This is a genomic window from Campylobacter pinnipediorum subsp. pinnipediorum, assembly GCF_002021925.1.
Taxonomy (GTDB): domain Bacteria; phylum Campylobacterota; class Campylobacteria; order Campylobacterales; family Campylobacteraceae; genus Campylobacter_A; species Campylobacter_A pinnipediorum.
Genome location: NZ_CP012546.1, coordinates 1,294,954 through 1,316,384, shown reverse-complemented (window position 1 = coordinate 1,316,384; position 21,431 = coordinate 1,294,954). Strand labels below are relative to the sequence as shown.

Sequence of the window (21,431 nt, the reverse complement as noted above, 5' to 3'; positions counted from 1 at the left end):
TTAAAAAAGAGTTGCTTCTTCTTTTTCGTTCAATCTTTCCATAAGCTCTTCTTTATTGCACAGCATAAGCACATATCTGAAATTTTTAAAGCTTTTTATATCGTCTAATTTTTTAAAATAGACTATATTTTCTATGTCTAGTTTTGTGTCTTTACTAGCTGTTATTATTATATCTGATTGATCAAATTTATTAGCAAGATAATTTGCTTCTAGTTTAAAAAGTTCTATGTCATTTTCTACAATGATAGCTCTAAAACTTGTTCCAAAACTTACTGGATAGAAATTTTTATCTATAAATATAGGCTCGAAGTGATCTAAGCTTTTTATCTCATTTAGTTTAAAATGTATATTGTTGCCACTTAGTGTTTCTAGGAGTGAGCATAAGTCTTTTAAAAATATTTGTGGTATATTTATATTTTGATAAAAAATTTCATCAAAAATAAAATTTACAAAAAACATGGAATTTGAGTTTATTGTTTCTATATTTTTTGTAAGTGCTGTTGACTGATAATTTGGTGATAATTGGTTTAAAATTTCTATATCATCACTAAAAAAAATCTCATTAAAATTAGCATTTTGGATAACTTTAAAAATATCATCAATTCTATTCGGTAATAATTTAGCATTTTTTATGTGCATGTTTGAAATAATTGATTTTTGTATCTTGTTTATATGATAAAAAACAAGTGATTTTTCCGAAGCCATAAATCTAACCAGTCTAATGACTGATAGCCGTATGTCTTCAACTTTTATATATGCTATCTCTTCGTCTTGTATAAAGCCTATCTTGGTTGCTATGATAGCATAGGCACCATTGTTTATGGCTTGGGATATGTCGTCTTCATTTGAATCGTTTGAAAAAAATGCATATCCCCGTTTTATGGCTTTTGCATCAAAACCAAACTCATTTATTTCAGATATAGCTGGATTATTAAGCAGGATTCCATTGAGTAGTCTACATAGATTTTCTAGTCTCATTTATCCTATTATTGCACCATTTTTTACTTTTGTATGTGTTGTAAGCAGTGTTAATTTTCCATCTTCAGCACTTAAGATCATACCTTGAGATATTTGTTTCATTATCTTTCTCTCTTTTAGGTTTGCTAAGACACACACTTGTTTGCCTATCAGTTCGCTTGGCTTATAATATTTTGCTATTCCTGATAAAATTTGGCGTGGTTTTTCTTCGCCAAGGTCTATTTGGAATTTAAGCAATTTTTCGCTTCCTTCAACTCTTTCACATTCAAGAACTTCACCAACCTTTATAACAAGTTTTGAAAAATCATCTATACTTATGCTCTCATCTTCTTTTTCTTTTTGTATTGGTTGTTCTTGTGTTTGTGTATCTTTCATTAGCTCTTCTTCTATTCGTGTAAATAATGGCTCTGTCTTTTTTGTTTTATAATCAATGATTTTATTTTCTAAGATTATATCTTGATAGGATTTTGTATCAATCGTAAATCCAAGCGCATCTGCGATTTTTTGTGTTGTTTTTGGCATACAAGGATTTAATAATATGGCTACCTTTGTTAAAAGATTTGCACAAAGTGCAACAAGTGCATTTGCTTCATCTTGCTTTGAGTCTTTTATTAGTTGCCATGGCTCATATTTTGCTATTACTCCATTTGCCAAAGATACTATTTTCCAAATTTCTTCTAAATACCTATTTGGCATTATATTTTCTAAATTTGAAATAGCATTTTTTGTATATTCGTTTGCTTCTTGTAATTCTTGATTATAAAATTTAACTAAATCTTTGCTTTGTATTTCAAAATTTGTATATTTTCCACTCATTCCGATTATTCTATTTAGTAAATTTCCAAGACCGTTGTTTAGTTCGGAATTTATTCTATCTATTATAGCTTTTTGGCTAAAATCTCCATCTTGGCCAAAAGGAACTTCACGCAATAAAAAATATCTAAAATTTTCAAGACCATAAGCATCAGCTACCTCTTTTGGGTTTACTACATTACCTTTGCTTTTGCTCATTTTTTGACCATCTCTTGTCCACCATCCGTGAGCCGCTACTGATTTTGGAAGTGGTAGGTCCAAGCTTAGTAGAAAAGCAGGCCAATAAACAGCGTGAAATCTTAAAATATCTTTGCCAACTAGATGTATAGCATTATCCCAAAAATCCATTCTCTCGTTATCTCTTGAATATCCAAGTGTTGTTAGATAATTTACTAATGCATCAAGCCATACATACATAACGTGTTTTTCATCATTTATCTGTTTTGGGAGTTTGATACCCCAATCAAAGCTTGTTCTTGTGATTGATAGATCTTTTAAGCCACCTTTTACAAAGCTTATAACCTCATTTTTTTTACCCTTTGGTAATACACTTTGTTCGTTTTTTTCATACCAATCCAAAATCGCATCTTGGTATTTTGATAAACGGAAAAAATAGCTCTCTTCTTTTACTATATTTGTCGGTTTTCCACAGTCAGGACAGCAATTATTTTCAAGAAGTTGTGTTTGTGTGAAAAATGTCTCACAGCTAACGCAGTAAAATCCTTCATACTCGCCTTTGTAGATATCACCTTTTTCATACATTTTTAAAAATGCGTTTTGTGCAGTTAAGATATGTTCTTCATCTGTTGTTCTTATAAAATGGTCGTAACTTATCTCAAAATCATCCCATAGTTTTTTAAATTTGCCACTAATTTCATCAGCATACTCTTTTGGTGTTTTGCCTCTTTGTTGTGCTGCTTGTTCTATTTTTTGACCGTGTTCATCAGTCCCGGTCATAAAATATGTATCATATCCTTGAAGCCTTTTAAAACGAGCTAAGGTATCTGCTATGATTGTTGTATATGCGTGTCCGATGTGTGCAACATCATTCACATAATAAATAGGTGTGGTTATGTATGCTTTTTTCATATTTTTTCCTTAAATAACTTACTAAAATTCAAATCCGCCTTGTTGTCCTTTTGACATAGAGTTATATACACTATGAACATAACTCTTTCTTGTTTCGCATTCAAACAAGGCTTCACAATCAAAACAAGTTTTTAAATTTTTATCTGTTTGGCATTTTTGTAGCGCAATCGAATCTTGTTCTAATTTTAGCTCAAATTCGTCTTTTGGGATTTGTTCTTCACTCATTTTTTATCACCATAAAATTTATAAAGAAGCTTTATCTCATCTTTTGAACCAAAAAAGCAAGGTGTTGTTTGGTGTATTTTTTCTATTTTTGTTTCAAAAAGTGTTTTTGAATATCCGTTGCTTGTAGCTCCACCAGCATTTTCATATATAAATGCAAATGGTAAAACTTCAAACAATGCTCTTAATTTTCCATTTGGAGCATCTGTCGTTGCCGGGTAGCTAAAAATGCCACCACCCTTTAATAAAATTTGATGTAAATCGCTAACCATAGCGCCAGAATATCTTAGCCTATATCCTTGTAAAAATAGCTCTCTTACAAACTTACAATGCTCATCGCTCCAGCCTTTTTGTGTTGCACCTGTGGCATTTAACTTACCTTTGTTTTCTAGTTTCAGATCTTTTATAAATTTAAAATTATTTTCTTTATCTAGTCTATAAAGTTTTGGTAATTCATTTTTTTGTGTATTTTTTACAAGTTCAACCCTAGGTCCATAAAGAGAGTATATCGCTGCTATTAGATTTTCTGGTTTTAACTCATCTTCATATATTGCAAATATTGAACCTATTGCAAAATTTACATCAACTAAGCTAGAACCATCTAATGGATCATAGGCAATTATATATTTTGCATCTTTATTTACCCATAAAATTTCATCTTTTTCTTCGCTCACTATGGCTTTTACTGAGCTTATGTTTGATAGGTTTTGTGTTATTATATTATCGCTTAAAACATCTAGTTTTAGTTGTGTGTCACCAGTTGCATTAGCGTGTTGTGTGTAGCCAAGATCTGCATATTTTATCTCTTCACTGATTTGTTTTACGCTTTTTTCTATATTTTTTATGATTTCTTCCATTTATACAGCCTTTGAATTTTTTAATATCCAATCACAAATTTCATCTATGCTATCTAAGTCTATATTTGTTATATTTGGATATGAGATATCTTTTTTGTATGTAGCAATTGCATTTGAAAAACTAAGATAATCTTCATCTATATCATCTTTAAATACACTTATTCTAGGTAAGGGTAGTGTTTTTAACCCTTCAACAAGTAATAAATCAAAATCTCCAATCATTTTTATAACATCATCAAGATTTGATTTGTCTTGCGAAAAATAAGTAGTTCTCGTTGGGCTTAAAACGACAACATCTGCACCGGTTTGGCTAAATCTATAACTATCTTTGCCTTCAACATCAAATTTAGCTTTGTCTGCTGGGTCGTGTTTTATAACCACAACTTTTAAGCCTTTGTTTATAAAATTTTGCGCAACTTTTAGTATTAAGGTGGTTTTGCCACTATTTGATGGTCCAGAAAATGCGACTGCTAACCTCTTCATAATTAAAGCCCTTGTTTATAAAATGGGTTGATTATATCTAAAATAGGCTTAAAAATATTGATAAATGTAATTAAATTTGATAAAATCTTGCTTTAATTTAAAGGTATAAAACTATGAAAAAAAAAATATTATTTTTAGCAATGCTTATGATTTTTGTTGGGTGTTCAACCAAACAATACACCAAAGAAGAGATCAGAAATGAAATTCTAGCCTATACAAGTAAAAAAGATATTATAACAAAAGATGGCAGAGCTCTTATTGTTGGCACTTATGTAAATCCTATGCTTAAAAATAGTGATAAAAAGCAGACAGATGAAAAATTTATCATTTCAGTAAATCCAAAAAATTTAAAAATAACCAAAGAAAATATAACCATAAATGGTGAAAATATAAAATCAATAAATAAATTAAATAGTGACGATGAAAGGCTAAAAACACTTGGTTTTAGTATGCCTTGGTCGGATTATTATGAGATAATAGCTTCAAATCAAGATAGTGATAAATTGAAGCTATTATTTAAGTTTTCTATTTGCGAAAATTGTCAGTTAGAGCAGGTTGGGTTAGAATTTCAAAAAGTCGCGAAATCTTTATATTGGAACCAGTAAGAGCCCTATAAACTACATAGTTTGCTAATACTTTTTTTCCATAAAGCCTTGTTTCTGAGTATGGTATAAGCTCCATTGATAAAAATGGTTCAAATTTTCCATTTTTAAACATATCATCTCTTAGTAATAATCTTTTTGTAAAACCTATTCCACCATTATATGCATAAGCTATAAATAGCGGATGTTTTAGATATTTTTCAAGATAATCAAGATGATGGTTTGCAAATCTATAAGCAACGGTCGGATTAAACATAGCATCTTGATCAAAGTTTGGTATCTTTAACTCTTTTTTGCCTATTGCATTAGCTAAAAATGGCATAAATTGCATTGTTCCAAGTGCATAAGATGTTGATATGACAGATGGTAAAAATAGACTCTCTTGTCTTGCTAGTGAAAAAATCATAGATTTTCTTAGGCTGCTTAAACCATTAAGACTCTCGTTTTCTGGAATTATAAAATAGTTTTTCTCCCAATTGCTAGCTTTTTGCATAAAATATACATATGCTGAAACTGTATCTTTTGAGTAAAATTGAGTAGCTATTTTTTCAAGTTCTTTTTGGCTTTTATCTTTTGCACTATCTGCTATTTGCTGCCAAACAAATGGATTTGTTATATCATATTTTGTTGATTTTTTAATTTTTGGTCTTGGTACATATATGTTAAAAGGCTTGGAGTGGGTCAGTTCTTTTGCATATAAAGAATATATATTTATATCATTGCTTCTAGCAAGTTCGTTTAATATGCTTTTATCTCCTAAGAGATATAGCCAAAAATTAGCATTATCTTTTTGTCTTGTTAGTTTATATGTATCTGCCGCTCTTTTAAAAAATGCTTTTGCTTTTTTTGTATTATCCAAAGTGATTGCATTTAATCCTAAGAAAAAAGCCTCTTTTTGTTCTGTTATTTCCGGTGTTATTTTTAGTAAATTTTGTCTGAATTTATCAAAATCTCTTTTAAGAACTAAGTTTATTAGAATTTGAGTAAAACCTTTTGCATTATAAAACATATCCATCGTTTTTTTATCAAATTCAATACCAAAAAACTCATCTTTTTGTTTTTGTGAACTAGCTTTAAATAAAGATACAAATGAGTCTATATCTCCTTGTTTTGCAAAAGTTAAAGCTGGATTTTTTGAGTTTAGATTTAATAAAATTTGTGATTTATATTTAAATTCATTGGCTAAATTTATGGCTAATTTTTGCCTTGTTTGATTGTCTAATTTTAAACTAAAAGCAATACTTGTTAGCATATTTTGACAAGTTGTATTAGCATCTAATATATTTTTTATGCCTACCTTACTACAAGCTCCCAGTGTGTATTTTGGCGGTAATATCGTATCTATTGATTTTTTGACAGCACCACCATTTCTAAATATATCTTTTGATAACTCTTGAATTTGAGATTTTGTATATTTTCCTTCGTTTATAAGCCTATTTATATAATAATCTTTTACAAGGCTTTTTGGTTTGTCTTTTAATTCTTTATAGTCTAAGACCTTCGCACCTAATCCCAAAACACTTATAATAATAAGACTAAACAGACGCAGCAAAAGCAAAAAGCAACCTTATAAAAAATAAATCAATGAATTGAAGAGCTAATAGTAAAACGATAGGTGTTATGTCTATGCCGCCAAAAACGGTTGGGATAAATCTTCTTATAAACCCATAAACAGGCTCTGTTAGTCTTGCTAATAGTTGAACTATTGGATTGTAAGGGTCAGGTCTAACCCAGCTAATTAAGGCTGATATTATAACAACCCAAATGTATATTTGAATGATTGAGTGCAGTATATTTGCAAGTGCTGATATAAATGTTGAAAGTATCATTGTGTAATCTTCTTTAAATCTTTTTTTATTAATGGGTATAACTCATTTAATTCAGAATTTTGTGTTTCTGATGTGAGTAAAACTGTAAGTGGGGTTATAAAACTTTCGCCTGTTAGTTTTGTGATTTGCATAAGTTTGTTTTTAAACTCATCAAATGTTTCAAGCTCTATATTTAGGTTTTTTATAGCTTCTCTTAATATTTTAAACTCCTTATTAAACTCCGTTGGAGCTATCTTTTTTGAATAAATTTTTTCTATTTTTTCTTTTATTTTTGTTAAAAGTGATATTTTGTTTGCATAAAAACGAATTAAATTATTATAAGATTTATCAAGCCCTAAAAGTTCATTTAGTCTCAAATCGCTTGCTAGTTTTATATGTTCTTGATTTATTTTTTTAAGTTTATCTATATCAAAATTTATGTGCTTGTTGGAAAGTTTTGTTATATCAAACCAATGAATCGCTTCTTGGAGTGTAAAAATTTCTTTTGGAGTTTTGTTTCCTAATAAGATTAGATAGTTTAACAGGGCTTCTGGCATAAAACCATCATCTAGCATTGATTTTACACTTTGGATATCATCTTTGTTTAGTATTTTTGGTAAATGAGTATAGTTCATTTGTTTTTTATATCCTAGGTATTGTCTTATTAGGTTTTGTCTTGATGTGTTTAATTTGTTGTTTTCTTGGTCTATTATAAAGCTTGTGTCTTGAAACATATCATCTATAGCGCAAGCAAAATCAAAACTAGGAGTTTTGTCTTTTTTTATTATTACAAAATCATCAATTTCATCTGGGCTAAAATTAATTTTACCTTGTATGCTATCTGTAAAAGATTTTGTCTTTTCTGGTCTTTTTAGTCTTACAACAAAGGGCTTTTCGCACCCCAAAACTTCAACATTACTCATTTTTTCGCAAGTGCCGTCATAGCTATAAATTTTATTTTTTTGCTTTGCTTGTTCTTTTTTGTGTTTTATATCTTCTTCTGAGCAAAAACAAACAAAGGCTTTTTTATCTATTAGTAGTTTTGATGCTAGTTGTCTATGAAATTTTAAATTGTGATTTTGTGTAAAAATTTGTTTTATAATTATTCCAAATTTAGCTAAAAATTCTATTATATCTTTTTCTTTGTTTTTTAGGTTTTGTTGGTTGTTTGAATTTTCTAACTTTATTAGAAATTCTTTTTTGTATTTTTTTGAATATATATAATTAAATATCGCTAATCGTAAATCTTCTATATGCATATCTTCTATTGAAGATTTTGCAAAACAATACATCTTATCCCTTAAAAATTATTTTGTAATAAACCATTATAACATAACAATATTAAATTATAACGCTTAATATTTTGTAAAGTTTTGTGATTGTAGAATACTAAATATTTTAAAATAAGATAAAAAAAGGATAATTTTGAGTTTTTTAAAAGAATTTAAAGATTTTGCCGTTAAAGGTAATGTTGTTGATATGGCTATTGGTGTTATTATTGGTGCTGCTTTTGGAAAGATAGTCTCATCATTAGTATCTGATATCATAATGCCAGTAGTTGGTTTTTTGACAGGCGGGGTTAATTTTTATGATTTAAAATTTATTATAAAAGAATCTATCGGAGATGCTCCAGCAGTAACTATAAATTATGGAAATTTTATACAAACTACGGTTGATTTTTTAATAATTGCTTTATGTATTTTTTGTGTTGTAAAATCTATAAATTCATTTAAGAAAAAAGAAAAACCAGCTCTAGAAAAACCAGCTCAAATACCACCCGATATAGTTTTGCTTACAGAAATAAGAGATCTTTTAAAAAAATAATAATTTTAAAAATGGAATTAAAATAATGTTAAGAAAAATACCTATTTTTAGTAATTTAAAAGATGATGAGTTGTCTAGATTAAAAGACATAGCGATTATTAAAAAATACAAAAAAGGTGAGTTTTTATTTATGGAAGGAGATGATCCTAGATGGTTAATTTACTTACTTTCCGGCTCTGTTAAGCTTTATAAAAATAGCCCAAAGGGCAAAGAAATTTTTTTACATCAATTGTCTCCAATGAATTTTGTTGCAGAACTTGCAAATTTTGAAAATATTAAATATCCAGCAAATGCAGTTTTTTCAGTTTCCGGAGAAGTTTTGAAGATTGATTATTCTAAATTTCGTGATGAATTTTTAATAAATCCTAAAATTTCAATTGAAATCATTAAATCTTTATCCGAAAAATTAAAAATAACAAGCGATATACTACATCAAGAATTAGTTTTAAACTCAGAAGCAAGAGTTGCTAGGTTTATAGTTGAGCATGAAGATTTATTTAATGAATTAAAATATATAAAGATATCTTCTATATTAAATATAACTCCTGAAACTTTTTCTAGAATTTTAAATAAATTTAAAACTTCTAATTTAATTAAATTTGATAATAGTAATAATTTGATTTTTAAGGACGATGAAGCTTTAATTGACATTTATGATTGCTAAAGTATTTATATAAAATTTATAAAATTTGATTTAAATCAACTTTTTTTAACAAAACTTATTGTATAATCCTTTTCTTTTTATTAATTTAGTGTTAATAAATATTTTTCCAAGGAGGTATAAATTGACAAAAAACAAAAAAAAAGTTTTTGTTTTATCTTCCATTATAATAGGTATTTTTATAGGTCTAATTTCTTCTATGGGTATAGCTGATGTATTGCATGCTACCGGAAGCGGATATACCTGTACCATGTGCCATACTATGGATGCTATGAATGCTGCATATAATGAAGACACTCATGGCGGAAGAAATAAGCTAGGTATAAAAGCAGAATGTTCAGCCTGTCACCTTGATCATACGAGTGCATATACTTATGTGTTAACAAAAATTAAAGTTTCTATCAATGACGGTTATAAAACTTTTTTTACCAATACAGACAAAATAGATTGGCGTAAAAAAAGAGAACATGCTTCACATTTTGTTTATGATAGTGGATGTATGACCTGTCACTCGAATTTAAAAAACGTTATTCAGTCTGGAAAAGCATTTTTGCCGCATAGGGATTATTTTGTTCTCGGAAACAAGAATAATAAAACATGTGTTGAATGCCATAAAAATGTAGGACATAAAAATCTAGGATTACAAATAGATAAATTTGAAAAAATAAAATTAGAAAAACAAAGTAGAAAGGAGTAGTTTATGCTTAAAAAAGTTGCTATATTATTAGCCTGTATTTTATCGTTCTCTCTTGCAAGTTCTGATTCAAATGAAACCTCTGTAAAATTAAATCTTGTAAAGAACATAAAAATAAGTCATAAAATGACAGAAATGTCAAAAAAATGTGTTGAGTGTCACGCAGAAAAAACACCTGGAGTTGTAGCTGACTGGAAACAAAGTCGTCACTCTCATGCTGGTGTTACCTGTGTTGATTGTCACTCTGTAAATGCCGATAGCCCTATGGCATCTGCAAAAGTTCATCCTAAAGGTTCTGATAATCATATCTCTATGTTAGTAAGTCCAAAAACCTGTGCAAAATGTCATGCTGAAGAGGTAAAACAGTTTGAAGAGAGCGGACATGCTAGAGGTGCTATGCAAATGTATGCAAAACCTGGAATGGTTAAATTAATGTATCATTATGAAGGTGCCGATCATCCTGACTTAAAGATGTCTCCAGACACTACTGGTTGTGCTATGTGTCACGGAAGTATAATAAAACTTGATGCAAATAAAAAACCAACACCAGAAACATGGCCTACATATGGTATAGGTACTGTTTATCCTGATGGTGGGGTAGGCGGATGTAAATCTTGTCATACTATGCATAAATTTAGTGTTGCTGAAGCTAGAAAACCAGCTGCTTGCGCATCTTGTCACCTAGGGCCTGATCATCCAGATATAGAGATATTTAATAACTCAAAACATGGTCATATATTTAACTCTGAAGGACATACTTGGAATTATGATAGCGCACCTGATACTTGGGAAGTACCTGATTTTAGAGCTCCTACTTGTTCGGCTTGCCATATGAGTGGTGTTGGCGAAACTGTTACAACTCACAATATTTCAAAAAGACTAAAATATAACCTTTGGGCTCCAAGATCAAATCTTAGAACAGCTGGAAATGATAAAGCCGTTGAAGAGTTTAGAAAAACAGGAAAACTTAATATAGGAACTGCTCTTGCTGGACACCCAGAAGGTCCTGAAGCTGCTAGAGCAGAGATGAAACTTGTTTGTAAGTCTTGTCACTCTACTACAAGCACAGATAATTTCTTTACTATGGCTGATAAGCATGTTGAGTTGTATAATGTTTATTTTGATGAAGCTAAGAAAATGTTAGATGATTTGAAATCTAAAAAATTATTATTAGAAGATGAGTGGTCAGATGAGTTCCAAGAAATTTATTATCACTTATGGCACCATGAAGGTCGTCGTATGAGACAAGGTGCTTTGATGAATGGACCTGATTATGCTCACTGGCATGGGGTTTTTGAAGTCAAAAATGACATAAGAAAACTTAGAAAAATATATAAAGAAAGAATAGAAACTGGTAAAATTCACTAATTTTTAATCTTTTTAAAAAGCCGAAAGAGAGAACTATCTTTTTCGGCTTAAAATTCTACTAAACTAATTTAAATTTTTATTAAAGAGTTTTTATTGTAAGATTATGTGTTAATTGATTTTATAATAAAGGCTAAAAAATGAATATAGATCCTATTGTATTTTCTGTTATTATAATAGCTTTAATAGTTATATTGTTTAGCAAAATGTTTAAGATTGTTCCGCAATCTAATGTTTATATAGTAGAAAGATTAGGAAAATATAATAGAACTCTTGAAAGTGGTTTGAATTTTATTATTCCTATACTTGATAAAGTAAGGGTGGAGCTTTCTATAAAAGAAGAGATCTTAAATATCCCTAAACAACAAGTTATCACAAAAGATAATGTTAATATTTCTGTTGATGGTATAGTCTATCTTGCTGTTTTTGATCCAAAACTCGCTGTTTATAATGTAGGAAATTATGTTAAAGCTATTTCAAATCTTGCTATGACCACACTTAGGGGGGAGATAGGTTCTTTAAATTTGGATGATACGTTAAGCTCAAGAGATAAGCTTAATGCATCTTTGCAAATAGCATTAGGAGATCCTGCTGCAAACTGGGGAGTTAAAATAACTCGCATAGAGATATCTGAGATATCTGTTCCTCACGAAATAGAAGAGTCAATGAATTTACAGATGAAAGCCGAGAGAGAAAAACGAGCCATAGAGCTAAATGCTCAGGCTGAAAAAGAGGCTCTTATAAGAAAAGCTGAGGCTTTTAAGCAACAGCAGGTTTTAGAGGCTGAGGCTATAGAAAGAATGGCGGATGCTAAAAAATACGAACAGATAACTATCGCAAATGCACAAAAAGAGAGTATGGATATGCTTAATGAAAGCTTATCTAAAAATCATATGGCAGCTGAGTTTTTACTTGCAAAAGATAGAATACAAGCTTTTAACAAACTAGCAAGCAGCCCATCTAAAGACAAGGTTATTGTGCCTTATGAGGTTACAGAACTTATAGGTTCGCTTAGTTTGTTTAAAGATTTTATTAAAAACCAAAAAGATTAAAAATGCAAGATTTATTAATACAAGGTTTTGATATACTTACAAAAACACCGTATGGATATTTGATTATCGGTTGTTTTTTGATATTTTTTCAAGCTTTTATACTTGAAAGTATATCTTTTGTAGGTTTTGCGGCTTTAGTTGTTTCTGGTGTGATGTTTTTTTATGATATTTCATTTATATTACAAATAATTATTCTTGCTGTTGTTGCTATTTTGACAATGATTGTGTCTAAAAAATTAACTAAAAATAAAAAAAATAATGACCTTGTTGATTTGGCAAAAGATTTAAAACTAAACACACAATATGGACATATAAAAAATCAAATGCTTTACGCTAGAGGGATGTTGTTTAAGATAAATAACATAAACTCTAATGAGCTTAATGAAAATGAAAAAGTTAAAATTATAAATTTCAATAATGACAATAGTGTGGATATAGAAAAATTAACAATATAATTTTTTGTTTTAGAGGTTTTGATGATTTACTTAGTTGGTTCATCTTTAGAATTTGACGGTGTTAAAACTCTTGTTTTAAATGAGATAAGGCTTGCTAAGCTTGAACTTGATTTAAACTCATTTGATTGTTTGATATTAACATCAAAAAATAGTATAAAATCACTTGAATTTAACAATATAAAGCCAAGTGAAAATATAGAAGTTTTTGTTATAGGTGAAGCAACTTATAGTCGTGCTTTGAAATTTGGTTTTAAAAAAATATATACATCTAAAAATTCACATGGAAATGAATTTGGTATAGAAATTTTACCTTTTTTAAAATCAAAAAAAGTACTTTATCTAAGAGCAAAAAAGGTTGTTTCAAATATTTTTGATTTTTTAAATCAAAATAAAATAGATATAAAGTATGTGGTTGCTTATGAGAATATTTCTAAAATTGTAGATTTAAAACAAAAACCAACAAAAAATAGTATTATTATTTTTACTTCTCCATCAAGTGTTGATAATTTTATTATGAATTTTGGTTGGGATGAATCATATAAGGCTATTTGTATTGGAAATACAACTGCAAATAGAATAAATTTTACAAAAAAAATAACAATATCAAAAAAACAAACAATAAATTCTTGTATAGAGCTTGCTAAAACATTACTTTAAGTAAAATTTTTATATAATTACTAAGCCTGAGTGAAGCGACAACGCATTTTTTCAGGGTCCAACACTTTTGTATTAGCGAAGATGTATAGGTGCTCTGTGATGTGGCTTTGTTTGAGTGTATTTAACATTAGAAGTTGCAACCTTTAAGCGCTTATCTATTTGCAAGATTGGCTTTAATTTGGGCCACTCTTTTATGCAACGCTCATTTGGGTTTTAAAAATACGGAGAATATATGAAAATCCTGATAATCGGAAGCGGCGGTAGAGAATACTCTATCGCCTTAAAACTCAAAGAAGAAAAAAATATAGAAAGTATATATTTTGCACCAGGAAATGGAGCTACTTCTAGAATTGGTCAAAATTTAGATATAAAAGATTACAAAGATTTGGCTAAATTTGCACAAGAAAACAAAATAGATCTTACAATAGTTGGCCCAGAAGCACCACTTAGTGATGGAGTGGTTGATATCTTTAAAACATACAATCTTAACATTTTTGGACCAAGTAAAAAAGCTGCTAGACTAGAGTCTAGCAAGGCTTATATGAAAGACTTTTTGGCAAAAAACAATATAAAAACAGCAAAGTATTTAAATACAGACAACAAAGATGAGGCTTATAAATTTATAGATGAATTCAAAACACCATTAGTTGTAAAAGCTGATGGTCTTTGTGCTGGAAAAGGTGTTATTATATGCCAAGATCATCAAGAAGCCAAAAATGCGGTTGATGATATGCTTAGTGGTAGTAGTTTTGGTGATGCTGGAAAAAGAGTTATCATTGAAGAGTATTTGGATGGATTTGAGCTTAGTTTTTTTGCTATCTGTGATGGTAAGAATTTTGTAAGTTTGCCTGTAGCTCAAGATCACAAAAGACTGCTAGATAACGACGAAGGCCCAAATACTGGTGGTATGGGAGCTTATGCACCTAGTCCGCTTGCTAATAAAAATTTAATTAAAAAAATAGAAGAAGAGGTAGTAAAACCAACTCTTGTTGGTATGCAAAACGAAAACGAACCTTTTTGTGGGGTATTGTTTGTTGGTGTAATGGTTGTTGAAAATGAGCCTTATGTGCTTGAGTTTAATGTTCGTTTTGGCGATCCTGAATGTGAGGTTTTGATGCCTTTGATAGATGAAAATTTGAGCGAATTGTTGCTTGATGCATCTAAAGGAAAATTAAAAGATATAAAACTAAAAGATAATTATGCTGTTGGTGTTGTGATGGCAAGTGAAAAATATCCATATTCTAGTTCTAAAAAAGAAAAAATAGATGTAAAACAAATTCCTCAAAATACACATATTGTATATGCTGGAGTAAGTGAAATAGATGGTGAATTATATGCTGATGGTGGTAGGGTTTTAGTCTGTATTGGTTATGGAAAAAATATAAATGAAGCAGCTAAGAATGCATATTTACTTTGCGATAATATAAGCTTTAATGGTATGCAATATCGTAAAGATATAGCATGGCAGGTGCTAAATGAGCGATAGCTTAGAGCTTAGATTAGAAAAAGAAAATATAAAAATAGCTAGCATAGCTAAGAGATCTGTAGCTTTTGGTATAGATGAAATTTTAGTTAGTGTTTTATTTATGGTTGTATTTTACGATTATTTTAAACTTTATGATGATCCTCAAGATATGGTTAATGCTATATCAAAAATAGCTTTACAATATGTTTTGATTCGTTTTATTTATCAGACATTTTTTGTGTGGTATTATGGCGCTACTATCGGAAAGATTTCTGTTAAAATAGCATGTGTTGATATAGAGTATTTTGATAAGCCAAAATTTATACCAAGCGTAATCAGGGCTTTGGTTAGAAATATAAGCGAAAGTGCCTTCTATCTTGGTTTTATATGGGCTTTTGGAAATCCAGTTAAGCAAACATGGCAAGATAAGCTGTCAAAGACGGTGGTTATAGATGTATCGTAAGATTTTTTTGTTTTGTGCCGTTAATTTTAGTTTGTTTGCAGCTACTCAAAATTTTGAATTTTTAGCAGATAATATTTCTCATAAAGATGGTGTGATTGTTGCTGATAAAAATGTGGTTGTCTATTCTCAGGCATATTTAATAACGGCAGATAAAGCCATATATGATCAAAAAAATCAAATAGTTGAGCTTTTTGGTAATGTAAATATGATGAAAGGCGCTGGAGAAATTTCTAGATCGAATTATGCAAAATTAAATTTAAAAAATAATGATTTAGATCTTAAGTCGCTTTTTATGATGAATAAAGATATGGAAATTTGGCTAAAAAGTGATCAAAGCAACTCAGATAGTAAATACTATACAATAAAACAAGCTACTGTGTCTAGCTGTAATGTTAATGATCCTGATTGGAGTATTAGCGCTTCAAGCACCAAACTAAATAGACAGAGTAAATTTTTACATATGTTTAACCCTGTTTTTAGAATAGGAAATATACCTGTTTTTTATCTTCCTTATTTTGGTTTTAGCATTGATAAACATAGGCGTAGCGGTCTTTTGACTCCTGAAGTAGGGTATAGAAAAAAAGAGGGAATTTATTATAAACAGCCTATATATTTTGCTCCTTATGATGAGTGGGATTTTCAGCTAGATCCACAAATTAGAACTTTAAGAGGCGCTGGTCTTTATTCTGGATTGAGATTTGTTGATTCTGAGTATTCAAACGGGGCTATAGATTTTGGTTTTTTCAATGATAAAGAGAGTTATAGGCGAAATCAAATAAATACCAACTCTAACAATTCTGAATTAAAAAATAAACTTCATAAAGGTATCGAAGTTAAATATAATAGGGATAATTTATTTAAAAATTATTTTGACTCCACATTGCAAGAAGGATTTTTACTTGATGCAACTGTTTTAAATGATATAGAATATCTTAATTTACAGGGTAAAAATGAAGATTATGATTCGCTTGTAACATCTAAATTAAACTATTATATATCTGGTGATGAAAATTATTTTGGAATTTACTCAAATTATTATATAGATACTGAAAAGATAGGAAATAAAAATGGCAATAAAGATACTTTGCAAGAGTTGCCATCTTTGCAATATCATAAATTTTTAACCGATCTTTGGATTCCAAATATATTATATTCTGTTGATTTGCAGTCTCATAGATATGATAGAAAAATAGGCGTAAGTGCTGTTCAGAATGAGCTAAATATTCCATTATCTTTAAATATTCCATTATTTGATGATTATTTTACATTTTCTTTTTATAATAATTTTTATGCAACAAGTATAAATTATAATAATAAGATAAACTCTAGACTAAACAAGAACAATGATTTAAGTAATCAATATGTTAATATAGAACATAGATTTGACATTCACTCAGACTTGGCAAAAACGTATGATAACTTTTTTCATACAATAAATTATGGTGTTGAGTATATAGTTCCTGGCTATAAAAAAGGTGATTTGTCAGAAGATTTTATCTATGATGAGGATAGTGTTGCTTATGAAAATTTCTTGTATAAACAAGAAAGAGAACAAGAACTTAGAATGTATTTAACACAATATTTTTATACTTCAAACGGAAGAAAAATTTTAAAACATAGTATATCTCAGGGTAAATATATAAAAGATTCTAAATATGGAGATTTAAAAAATAGTATATTTTTATATCCATTCTCAAATTTATCGCTTTATAATAAGCTTGAATATTCGCATACAGACGATAAGATTAGAACCATACATTCTGGTATAAATTATACTGGAGATATTTTTTCTTTAAATCTTAATCATACATTGAAAAATAACATAAACTTTCAAAAAGATAGTTATTTGACTTCCTCTGCATCTATAAATTTACTTAGATACTATAAGCTATCTGGTTCTTGGCAGTATGATTTGCAAAATAATAAAACAAAGATGTGGAGAGCAGGTTTAAATCACAATAGAAAATGCTGGAATTATAATTTTGTATATCAAAGAGATATAGAACCAGTTACAACAAGCTCAGGTTCGGCTACTAAAAAAACAGATGGTTTTTATCTTTATGTTAATTTTTATCCAATGGGTGGCGTTCATTATGATTTTTCTATCGAGCATGATTCTACAGGAAATAGATGAAAGAAAATCAAGTAAAATTTAAAAATAAATTGGATGCGGCTTTAAAATTATTTGAAGTTTTACCAAAAAAAGAGCTTGCTGATTCCAAAACACTAGTTTTGTGTGTATCTATAGAATCTGTTATTTTAGTTAACGAGCTTTGTAATTTACTTAACTTAAATTACGAGATGCTTTTTTGTGAAAGCATCCCAACTCCAAATAATCCAGAATGTGATATAGCTATGGTTAGTGAAACAAAAGATGTTATTATAAATGATCAATTAATAGACTCCTTTGGCATAAGTTATGATTTTGTGTACGGGCAAGCACATAGAAAATATGAAGAGAAAATTTTAAAAAATATTTATAAATTTAGAAAAGGAAATCTTTTGTCAAAAATAGAAGGCAGAAATGTATTGTTTGTTGATGAGGGGTCTGAAACCGGTATGACAGCTATGATTTGCGTAAAAACATTGATAAACTCAAAAGCAAAAACAATATCATATGCTACACCCGTTATAGCTAGTGATGTAGCTGCGGCTTTGTATGATTTGGTTGATAATATTTACACGGTAAATAAAATAGTAAATTTTATAGATGTTGATAGTTATTATGAGGAAAAAATAGAAATAAATGATGATTTGATAATGTCAATTTTAGAGGAAAGTCCAAAATATTTGCCATTACAAAAACAACAAGGAGATATAGATAAAAATGCAATATAGTATAGAAGTAAATAATCAGATTGAAATTTTTGATTTAAATAAGGTTGCAAAACAAGCATCTGGAGCGGTGCTGTTACGTGTTAAAAATACTGTTGTTCTGGCAACTGTGGCAAGAGAAGATACTTTGGTTGAAGAAGATTTTTTACCACTTACGGTTCAATATATAGAAAAAAGTTATGCTGCTGGTAAAATACCGGGCGGATATATAAAAAGAGAGACAAAACCAGGTGATTTTGAAACATTAACATCTCGTATTATCGATAGGTCTTTAAGACCTTTGTTTCCAAAAGGTTACGCATATCCTACTCAAATAGTTGTAATGGTTTTATCAGCTGATCCTGAAGTTGATCTTCAAGTTGTTGGGCTAAATGCTGCAAGTGTTGCTTTATATCTTAGTGATATTCCTGTAAATAGACCAGTTTGCGGTGTTAGGGTAGGCTATATAAATGATGAGTTTGTTATAAATCCAACAAACTCAGAGCTTAAAACAAGTGCTTTGGACCTTTATGTGGCCGGAACAAAAGATGAGCTTTTAATGATAGAAATGAGAAGTATGCCTCAACTTAATGATGAATTAATGCCTGCTGTTGATTCTTGTGTTGGTGCTGATTTTGCTTTTAAACAAAACATGAATGAATTTAGTGAAGATAAAATGGTTGAAGCTATAGATTTTGCTGGCAAAGCTATACTTCGTGCTACAAGAGCATATGAGGAAGCTTTTAGTAATCATAAAAAAGAAGATGCTGATTTGGAATTAAAGCCAGAGATATTAAATGATGAAGTAGCTATTTATATAGATAAACATTATAAAGATGATGTTAAAAATGCTATAAATCAAATGGCTAAAAGCGAGCGTGCTAGTGAATTAGGAAATATAGCCAAAAGAATTTTGAGTGATGACGAGGCTACTCAAAAAGGCTGGGACGAAAAGCTTATAAATAATGTTTTATCAAAATATAAAAAGAAAATAGTTAGAGAGCAAATTATAAACGAAAGTGTTAGAGCTGATGGTAGAAAATTAAACGAAGTTAGACCAATTAGCATAGAAACAAATATTTTACCTAATGTTCATGGCTCTTGTTTATTTACAAGAGGGCAAACTCAAGCTCTTGTTGTTACAACACTTGGAACAGATTCTGATGCTCAAATGTATGATATGCTAACAGAAAATGCAGCCTCTGTTGAAAAATTTATGTTTAATTATAATTTCCCTGGATTTAGCGTCGGCGAAGCTAGTCCTTTAAAAGCTCCTGGAAGAAGAGAACTTGGTCATGGAAACTTAGCCAAAAGAGCCTTAGCGCCTAGTATAGATATAAACTCAGCATATACTTTAAGGGTTGTTTCTGAAATTTTAGAAAGTAATGGTTCTAGTTCTATGGCTAGTGTTTGCGGTGGTTCATTGTCTCTTCGTGCAGCTGGCGTTGATACAATAAAGCTAGTTGCCGGTATAGCAATGGGACTTGTTTTTGAAGATGATAAGCATGCTGTTTTAACTGATATAATGGGTCTTGAAGATCATGATGGGGATATGGATTTTAAAGTTGCTGGCACATTTGATGGCATAACAGCTCTTCAAATGGATATAAAACTTGGTGGCATTAGTCTTGATGTCTTAAGAGAAGCTTTATATCAGGCTAAGCAAGGTAGAGAGCATATACTTAAATTAATGCAAAAAGCAGATGAAGAAATAGTTATAAATGATTCAATACTTCCTAAAATGGAACTTTTTAAAATAGAGCCTAGTAAGATAGTTGATATAATCGGACAAGCTGGAAAGACAATCAAAGAAATCATTGAAAGATTTGGTGTTGCTATAGATTTGGATAGAGAAAAGGGTGAAGTAAAAATTTCTGGAAATAGTAAAAATAGTGTAGATGATGCTAAGGATTATATTATAGAATTAACTTCTAAAGAGAATAAATTTAACAGAAAATCAAACGACAGAAGAGATAGCCATAGACCAAAACCAGTATTTAATATAGGTGATGAGTTTGATGGTAAAGTAAAAAGTGTTGTTGATTTTGGTGTGTTTGTTGAATTAAAAGATGGTGTTGATGGACTTTTACATAAATCCAAAATCCAAAATCCTTTAAATGTTGGAGATATTGTGAGAGTTGTTGTAAGCGAACAAAAAGGCTCAAAAGTATCTTTATCATTGGTTTGAAAATAGTTAGGAATAAAAATGAAATATAAAAAGATTCTTTTTCCGATTGGTGCAGGAGATGATGTAACATCAAGAATTTATGGCGCCTTGCAAGTTGCAAAGTGGCTTAAAGTTCATATTGAAGTTTTATCTTGTCAAATAGACCCTAGCATAGTATATAATATGAAAATGACATTAAGGGGCGGTGTTTTATTTGAAGAGTTTTTAAAGTCAGCAAAGGCTGATTTGGAAGAAGAACATATGAAAAATAAAAATGCCTTTATTAAAATGTGTAAAGAGCTTGATATTGAGGTCAGCGATCATGCCATAAATGGCAAGGCTAGTGCCAATTTTATTATTAAAGATGGTAAAAGAAGTGTCGTTGTGGAAAGAGAATCTAAATTTTATGATCTTATCGTTGCAGCTGTTCCTATTACTGGTAAAATTACTGGGACATTTGAATCAGCTGTTATGAAAAGCGGAAAAGATTGTATAGTTATTCCTAGAAATTTAACTAAGTTTGAGCCAAAAAATATACTTGTAAGTTGGACCTCTACTCCAAATAGTGCTAGTGCTTTAACAAACTCTCTTGATTTATTAAAAAAAGCAGATAGAGTTCATTGTGTCACAGCAAAGAAATCTTTTAATGAAGATAGCGGGTATGCTATAAATAAATTAGAGGATTATTTAAAAATGCATGATATTAATGCAACTTGTGAGATTATTAATACCTATTCAATTCCAGGTAAAGCACTTGTAAAAGTTGCTAGTGATGGTAATTTTGATTTGGTCGTTGCTGGAAGACAGGGTGAAAATGGACTAAGGGAGATGGTTTTGGGCGGAACTTCAAAATTTTTCTTAGAACATACAAAAGTTCCGATTTTTATGTAATTTCAACACAAAAATAGAAAAATAATTACATGGTGTTTTAAAATTTATTTATTATGCCATGTATTTTTTAT

22 protein-coding genes are annotated in these 21,431 nt (G+C 29.6%); 14 read left to right on the top strand and 8 right to left on the bottom strand.

Going from position 1 to position 21,431, the window contains the following annotated elements; all coding sequences use genetic code 11:
- From CPIN17260_RS06850 to mobB, 5 genes are read right to left on the bottom strand one after another with little or no spacing between them, the layout of a single operon-like run.
- On the bottom strand, window positions 1-978 hold the full coding sequence (locus tag CPIN17260_RS06850) for a hypothetical protein (RefSeq protein WP_078440792.1): 978 nt from the start codon (window positions 976-978) through the stop codon (window positions 1-3).
- Window positions 979-2,880: a methionine--tRNA ligase gene (gene metG, locus CPIN17260_RS06845; RefSeq protein ID WP_078387928.1), complete on the bottom strand. Its 1,902-nt coding sequence runs from the start codon at window positions 2,878-2,880 to the stop codon at window positions 979-981.
- A gap of 21 nt (window positions 2,881-2,901) precedes the next feature.
- Window positions 2,902-3,105 (bottom strand): hypothetical protein, encoded by a 204-nt coding sequence (locus tag CPIN17260_RS06840; RefSeq protein WP_078397705.1) that lies wholly within the window; start codon window positions 3,103-3,105, stop codon window positions 2,902-2,904.
- On the bottom strand, window positions 3,102-3,959 hold the full coding sequence (locus CPIN17260_RS06835; RefSeq protein WP_078387926.1) for a class 1 fructose-bisphosphatase: 858 nt from the start codon (window positions 3,957-3,959) through the stop codon (window positions 3,102-3,104). Before CPIN17260_RS06835 ends, CPIN17260_RS06840 begins: the two co-directional genes overlap by 4 nt.
- Window positions 3,960-4,442 carry a molybdopterin-guanine dinucleotide biosynthesis protein B gene (gene mobB / locus CPIN17260_RS06830; protein WP_078387925.1) on the bottom strand — a complete coding sequence of 161 codons (483 nt, stop codon included), beginning with the start codon at window positions 4,440-4,442 and terminating at the stop codon, window positions 3,960-3,962.
- A gap of 113 nt (window positions 4,443-4,555) precedes the next feature.
- On the opposite strand from mobB, the gene CPIN17260_RS06825 reads away from it, so the two are divergent.
- Window positions 4,556-5,047 carry a hypothetical protein gene (locus CPIN17260_RS06825; RefSeq protein ID WP_078387924.1) on the top strand — a complete coding sequence of 164 codons (492 nt, stop codon included), beginning with the start codon at window positions 4,556-4,558 and terminating at the stop codon, window positions 5,045-5,047.
- On the opposite strand, the gene CPIN17260_RS06820 is transcribed toward CPIN17260_RS06825, so the two are convergent.
- From CPIN17260_RS06820 to CPIN17260_RS06810, 3 genes are read right to left on the bottom strand one after another with little or no spacing between them, the layout of a single operon-like run.
- A complete protein-coding gene (locus CPIN17260_RS06820; protein ID WP_078387923.1) occupies window positions 4,968-6,602 on the bottom strand; it encodes a lytic transglycosylase domain-containing protein in 1,635 nt (544 codons plus the stop codon). The two genes, CPIN17260_RS06825 and CPIN17260_RS06820, sit on opposite strands and share 80 nt — an antisense overlap.
- Complete coding sequence (locus tag CPIN17260_RS06815; RefSeq protein ID WP_069632357.1) at window positions 6,580-6,873, bottom strand: YggT family protein; 294 nt, start codon at window positions 6,871-6,873, stop codon at window positions 6,580-6,582. Before CPIN17260_RS06815 ends, CPIN17260_RS06820 begins: the two co-directional genes overlap by 23 nt.
- Window positions 6,870-8,144 (bottom strand): glutamate--tRNA ligase family protein, encoded by a 1,275-nt coding sequence (locus CPIN17260_RS06810; protein WP_078440791.1) that lies wholly within the window; start codon window positions 8,142-8,144, stop codon window positions 6,870-6,872. Before CPIN17260_RS06810 ends, CPIN17260_RS06815 begins: the two co-directional genes overlap by 4 nt.
- Before the next feature lie 133 nt (window positions 8,145-8,277).
- Between CPIN17260_RS06810 and mscL the strand changes: the two genes are divergently transcribed.
- From mscL to CPIN17260_RS06745, 13 genes are all read left to right on the top strand, one after another.
- Window positions 8,278-8,676, top strand: a complete 399-nt coding sequence (mscL, locus tag CPIN17260_RS06805) for a large-conductance mechanosensitive channel protein MscL (protein ID WP_069632359.1) — start codon at window positions 8,278-8,280, stop codon at window positions 8,674-8,676.
- A gap of 25 nt (window positions 8,677-8,701) precedes the next feature.
- Window positions 8,702-9,340, top strand: coding sequence for a Crp/Fnr family transcriptional regulator (locus CPIN17260_RS06800; RefSeq protein ID WP_069632360.1), 639 nt, complete (start codon window positions 8,702-8,704; stop codon window positions 9,338-9,340).
- A gap of 121 nt (window positions 9,341-9,461) precedes the next feature.
- Window positions 9,462-10,034 carry a cytochrome c3 family protein gene (locus tag CPIN17260_RS06795; protein WP_069632361.1) on the top strand — a complete coding sequence of 191 codons (573 nt, stop codon included), beginning with the start codon at window positions 9,462-9,464 and terminating at the stop codon, window positions 10,032-10,034.
- A gap of 3 nt (window positions 10,035-10,037) precedes the next feature.
- A complete protein-coding gene (locus CPIN17260_RS06790; RefSeq protein ID WP_069636831.1) occupies window positions 10,038-11,399 on the top strand; it encodes a multiheme c-type cytochrome in 1,362 nt (453 codons plus the stop codon).
- A gap of 137 nt (window positions 11,400-11,536) precedes the next feature.
- Window positions 11,537-12,448 carry an SPFH domain-containing protein gene (locus CPIN17260_RS06785; RefSeq protein ID WP_078440790.1) on the top strand — a complete coding sequence of 304 codons (912 nt, stop codon included), beginning with the start codon at window positions 11,537-11,539 and terminating at the stop codon, window positions 12,446-12,448.
- Between the two features lie 2 nt (window positions 12,449-12,450).
- Complete coding sequence (locus tag CPIN17260_RS06780) at window positions 12,451-12,903, top strand: hypothetical protein (protein WP_078440789.1); 453 nt, start codon at window positions 12,451-12,453, stop codon at window positions 12,901-12,903.
- 21 nt (window positions 12,904-12,924) lie between these two features.
- A complete protein-coding gene (locus CPIN17260_RS06775) occupies window positions 12,925-13,560 on the top strand; it encodes a uroporphyrinogen-III synthase (RefSeq protein WP_078440788.1) in 636 nt (211 codons plus the stop codon).
- A gap of 232 nt (window positions 13,561-13,792) precedes the next feature.
- Window positions 13,793-15,046 (top strand): phosphoribosylamine--glycine ligase, encoded by a 1,254-nt coding sequence (gene purD / locus CPIN17260_RS06770; protein ID WP_078440787.1) that lies wholly within the window; start codon window positions 13,793-13,795, stop codon window positions 15,044-15,046.
- Window positions 15,036-15,488 (top strand): RDD family protein, encoded by a 453-nt coding sequence (locus CPIN17260_RS06765; protein ID WP_069632367.1) that lies wholly within the window; start codon window positions 15,036-15,038, stop codon window positions 15,486-15,488. The genes purD and CPIN17260_RS06765 overlap by 11 nt, the downstream gene beginning before the upstream one ends.
- Entirely contained in the window at window positions 15,478-17,622 is a 2,145-nt protein-coding gene (locus CPIN17260_RS06760) for an LPS-assembly protein LptD (RefSeq protein WP_078440786.1), read from the top strand. The genes CPIN17260_RS06765 and CPIN17260_RS06760 overlap by 11 nt, the downstream gene beginning before the upstream one ends.
- Entirely contained in the window at window positions 17,619-18,326 is a 708-nt protein-coding gene (locus tag CPIN17260_RS06755) for a phosphoribosyltransferase family protein (RefSeq protein WP_069632369.1), read from the top strand. Before CPIN17260_RS06760 ends, CPIN17260_RS06755 begins: the two co-directional genes overlap by 4 nt.
- Window positions 18,316-20,490, top strand: a complete 2,175-nt coding sequence (locus tag CPIN17260_RS06750) for a polyribonucleotide nucleotidyltransferase (protein ID WP_069636838.1) — start codon at window positions 18,316-18,318, stop codon at window positions 20,488-20,490. The genes CPIN17260_RS06755 and CPIN17260_RS06750 overlap by 11 nt, the downstream gene beginning before the upstream one ends.
- 18 nt (window positions 20,491-20,508) lie before the next feature.
- Window positions 20,509-21,360: a universal stress protein gene (locus tag CPIN17260_RS06745; protein WP_069636839.1), complete on the top strand. Its 852-nt coding sequence runs from the start codon at window positions 20,509-20,511 to the stop codon at window positions 21,358-21,360.
- Window positions 21,361-21,431: the final 71 nt, after the last annotated feature.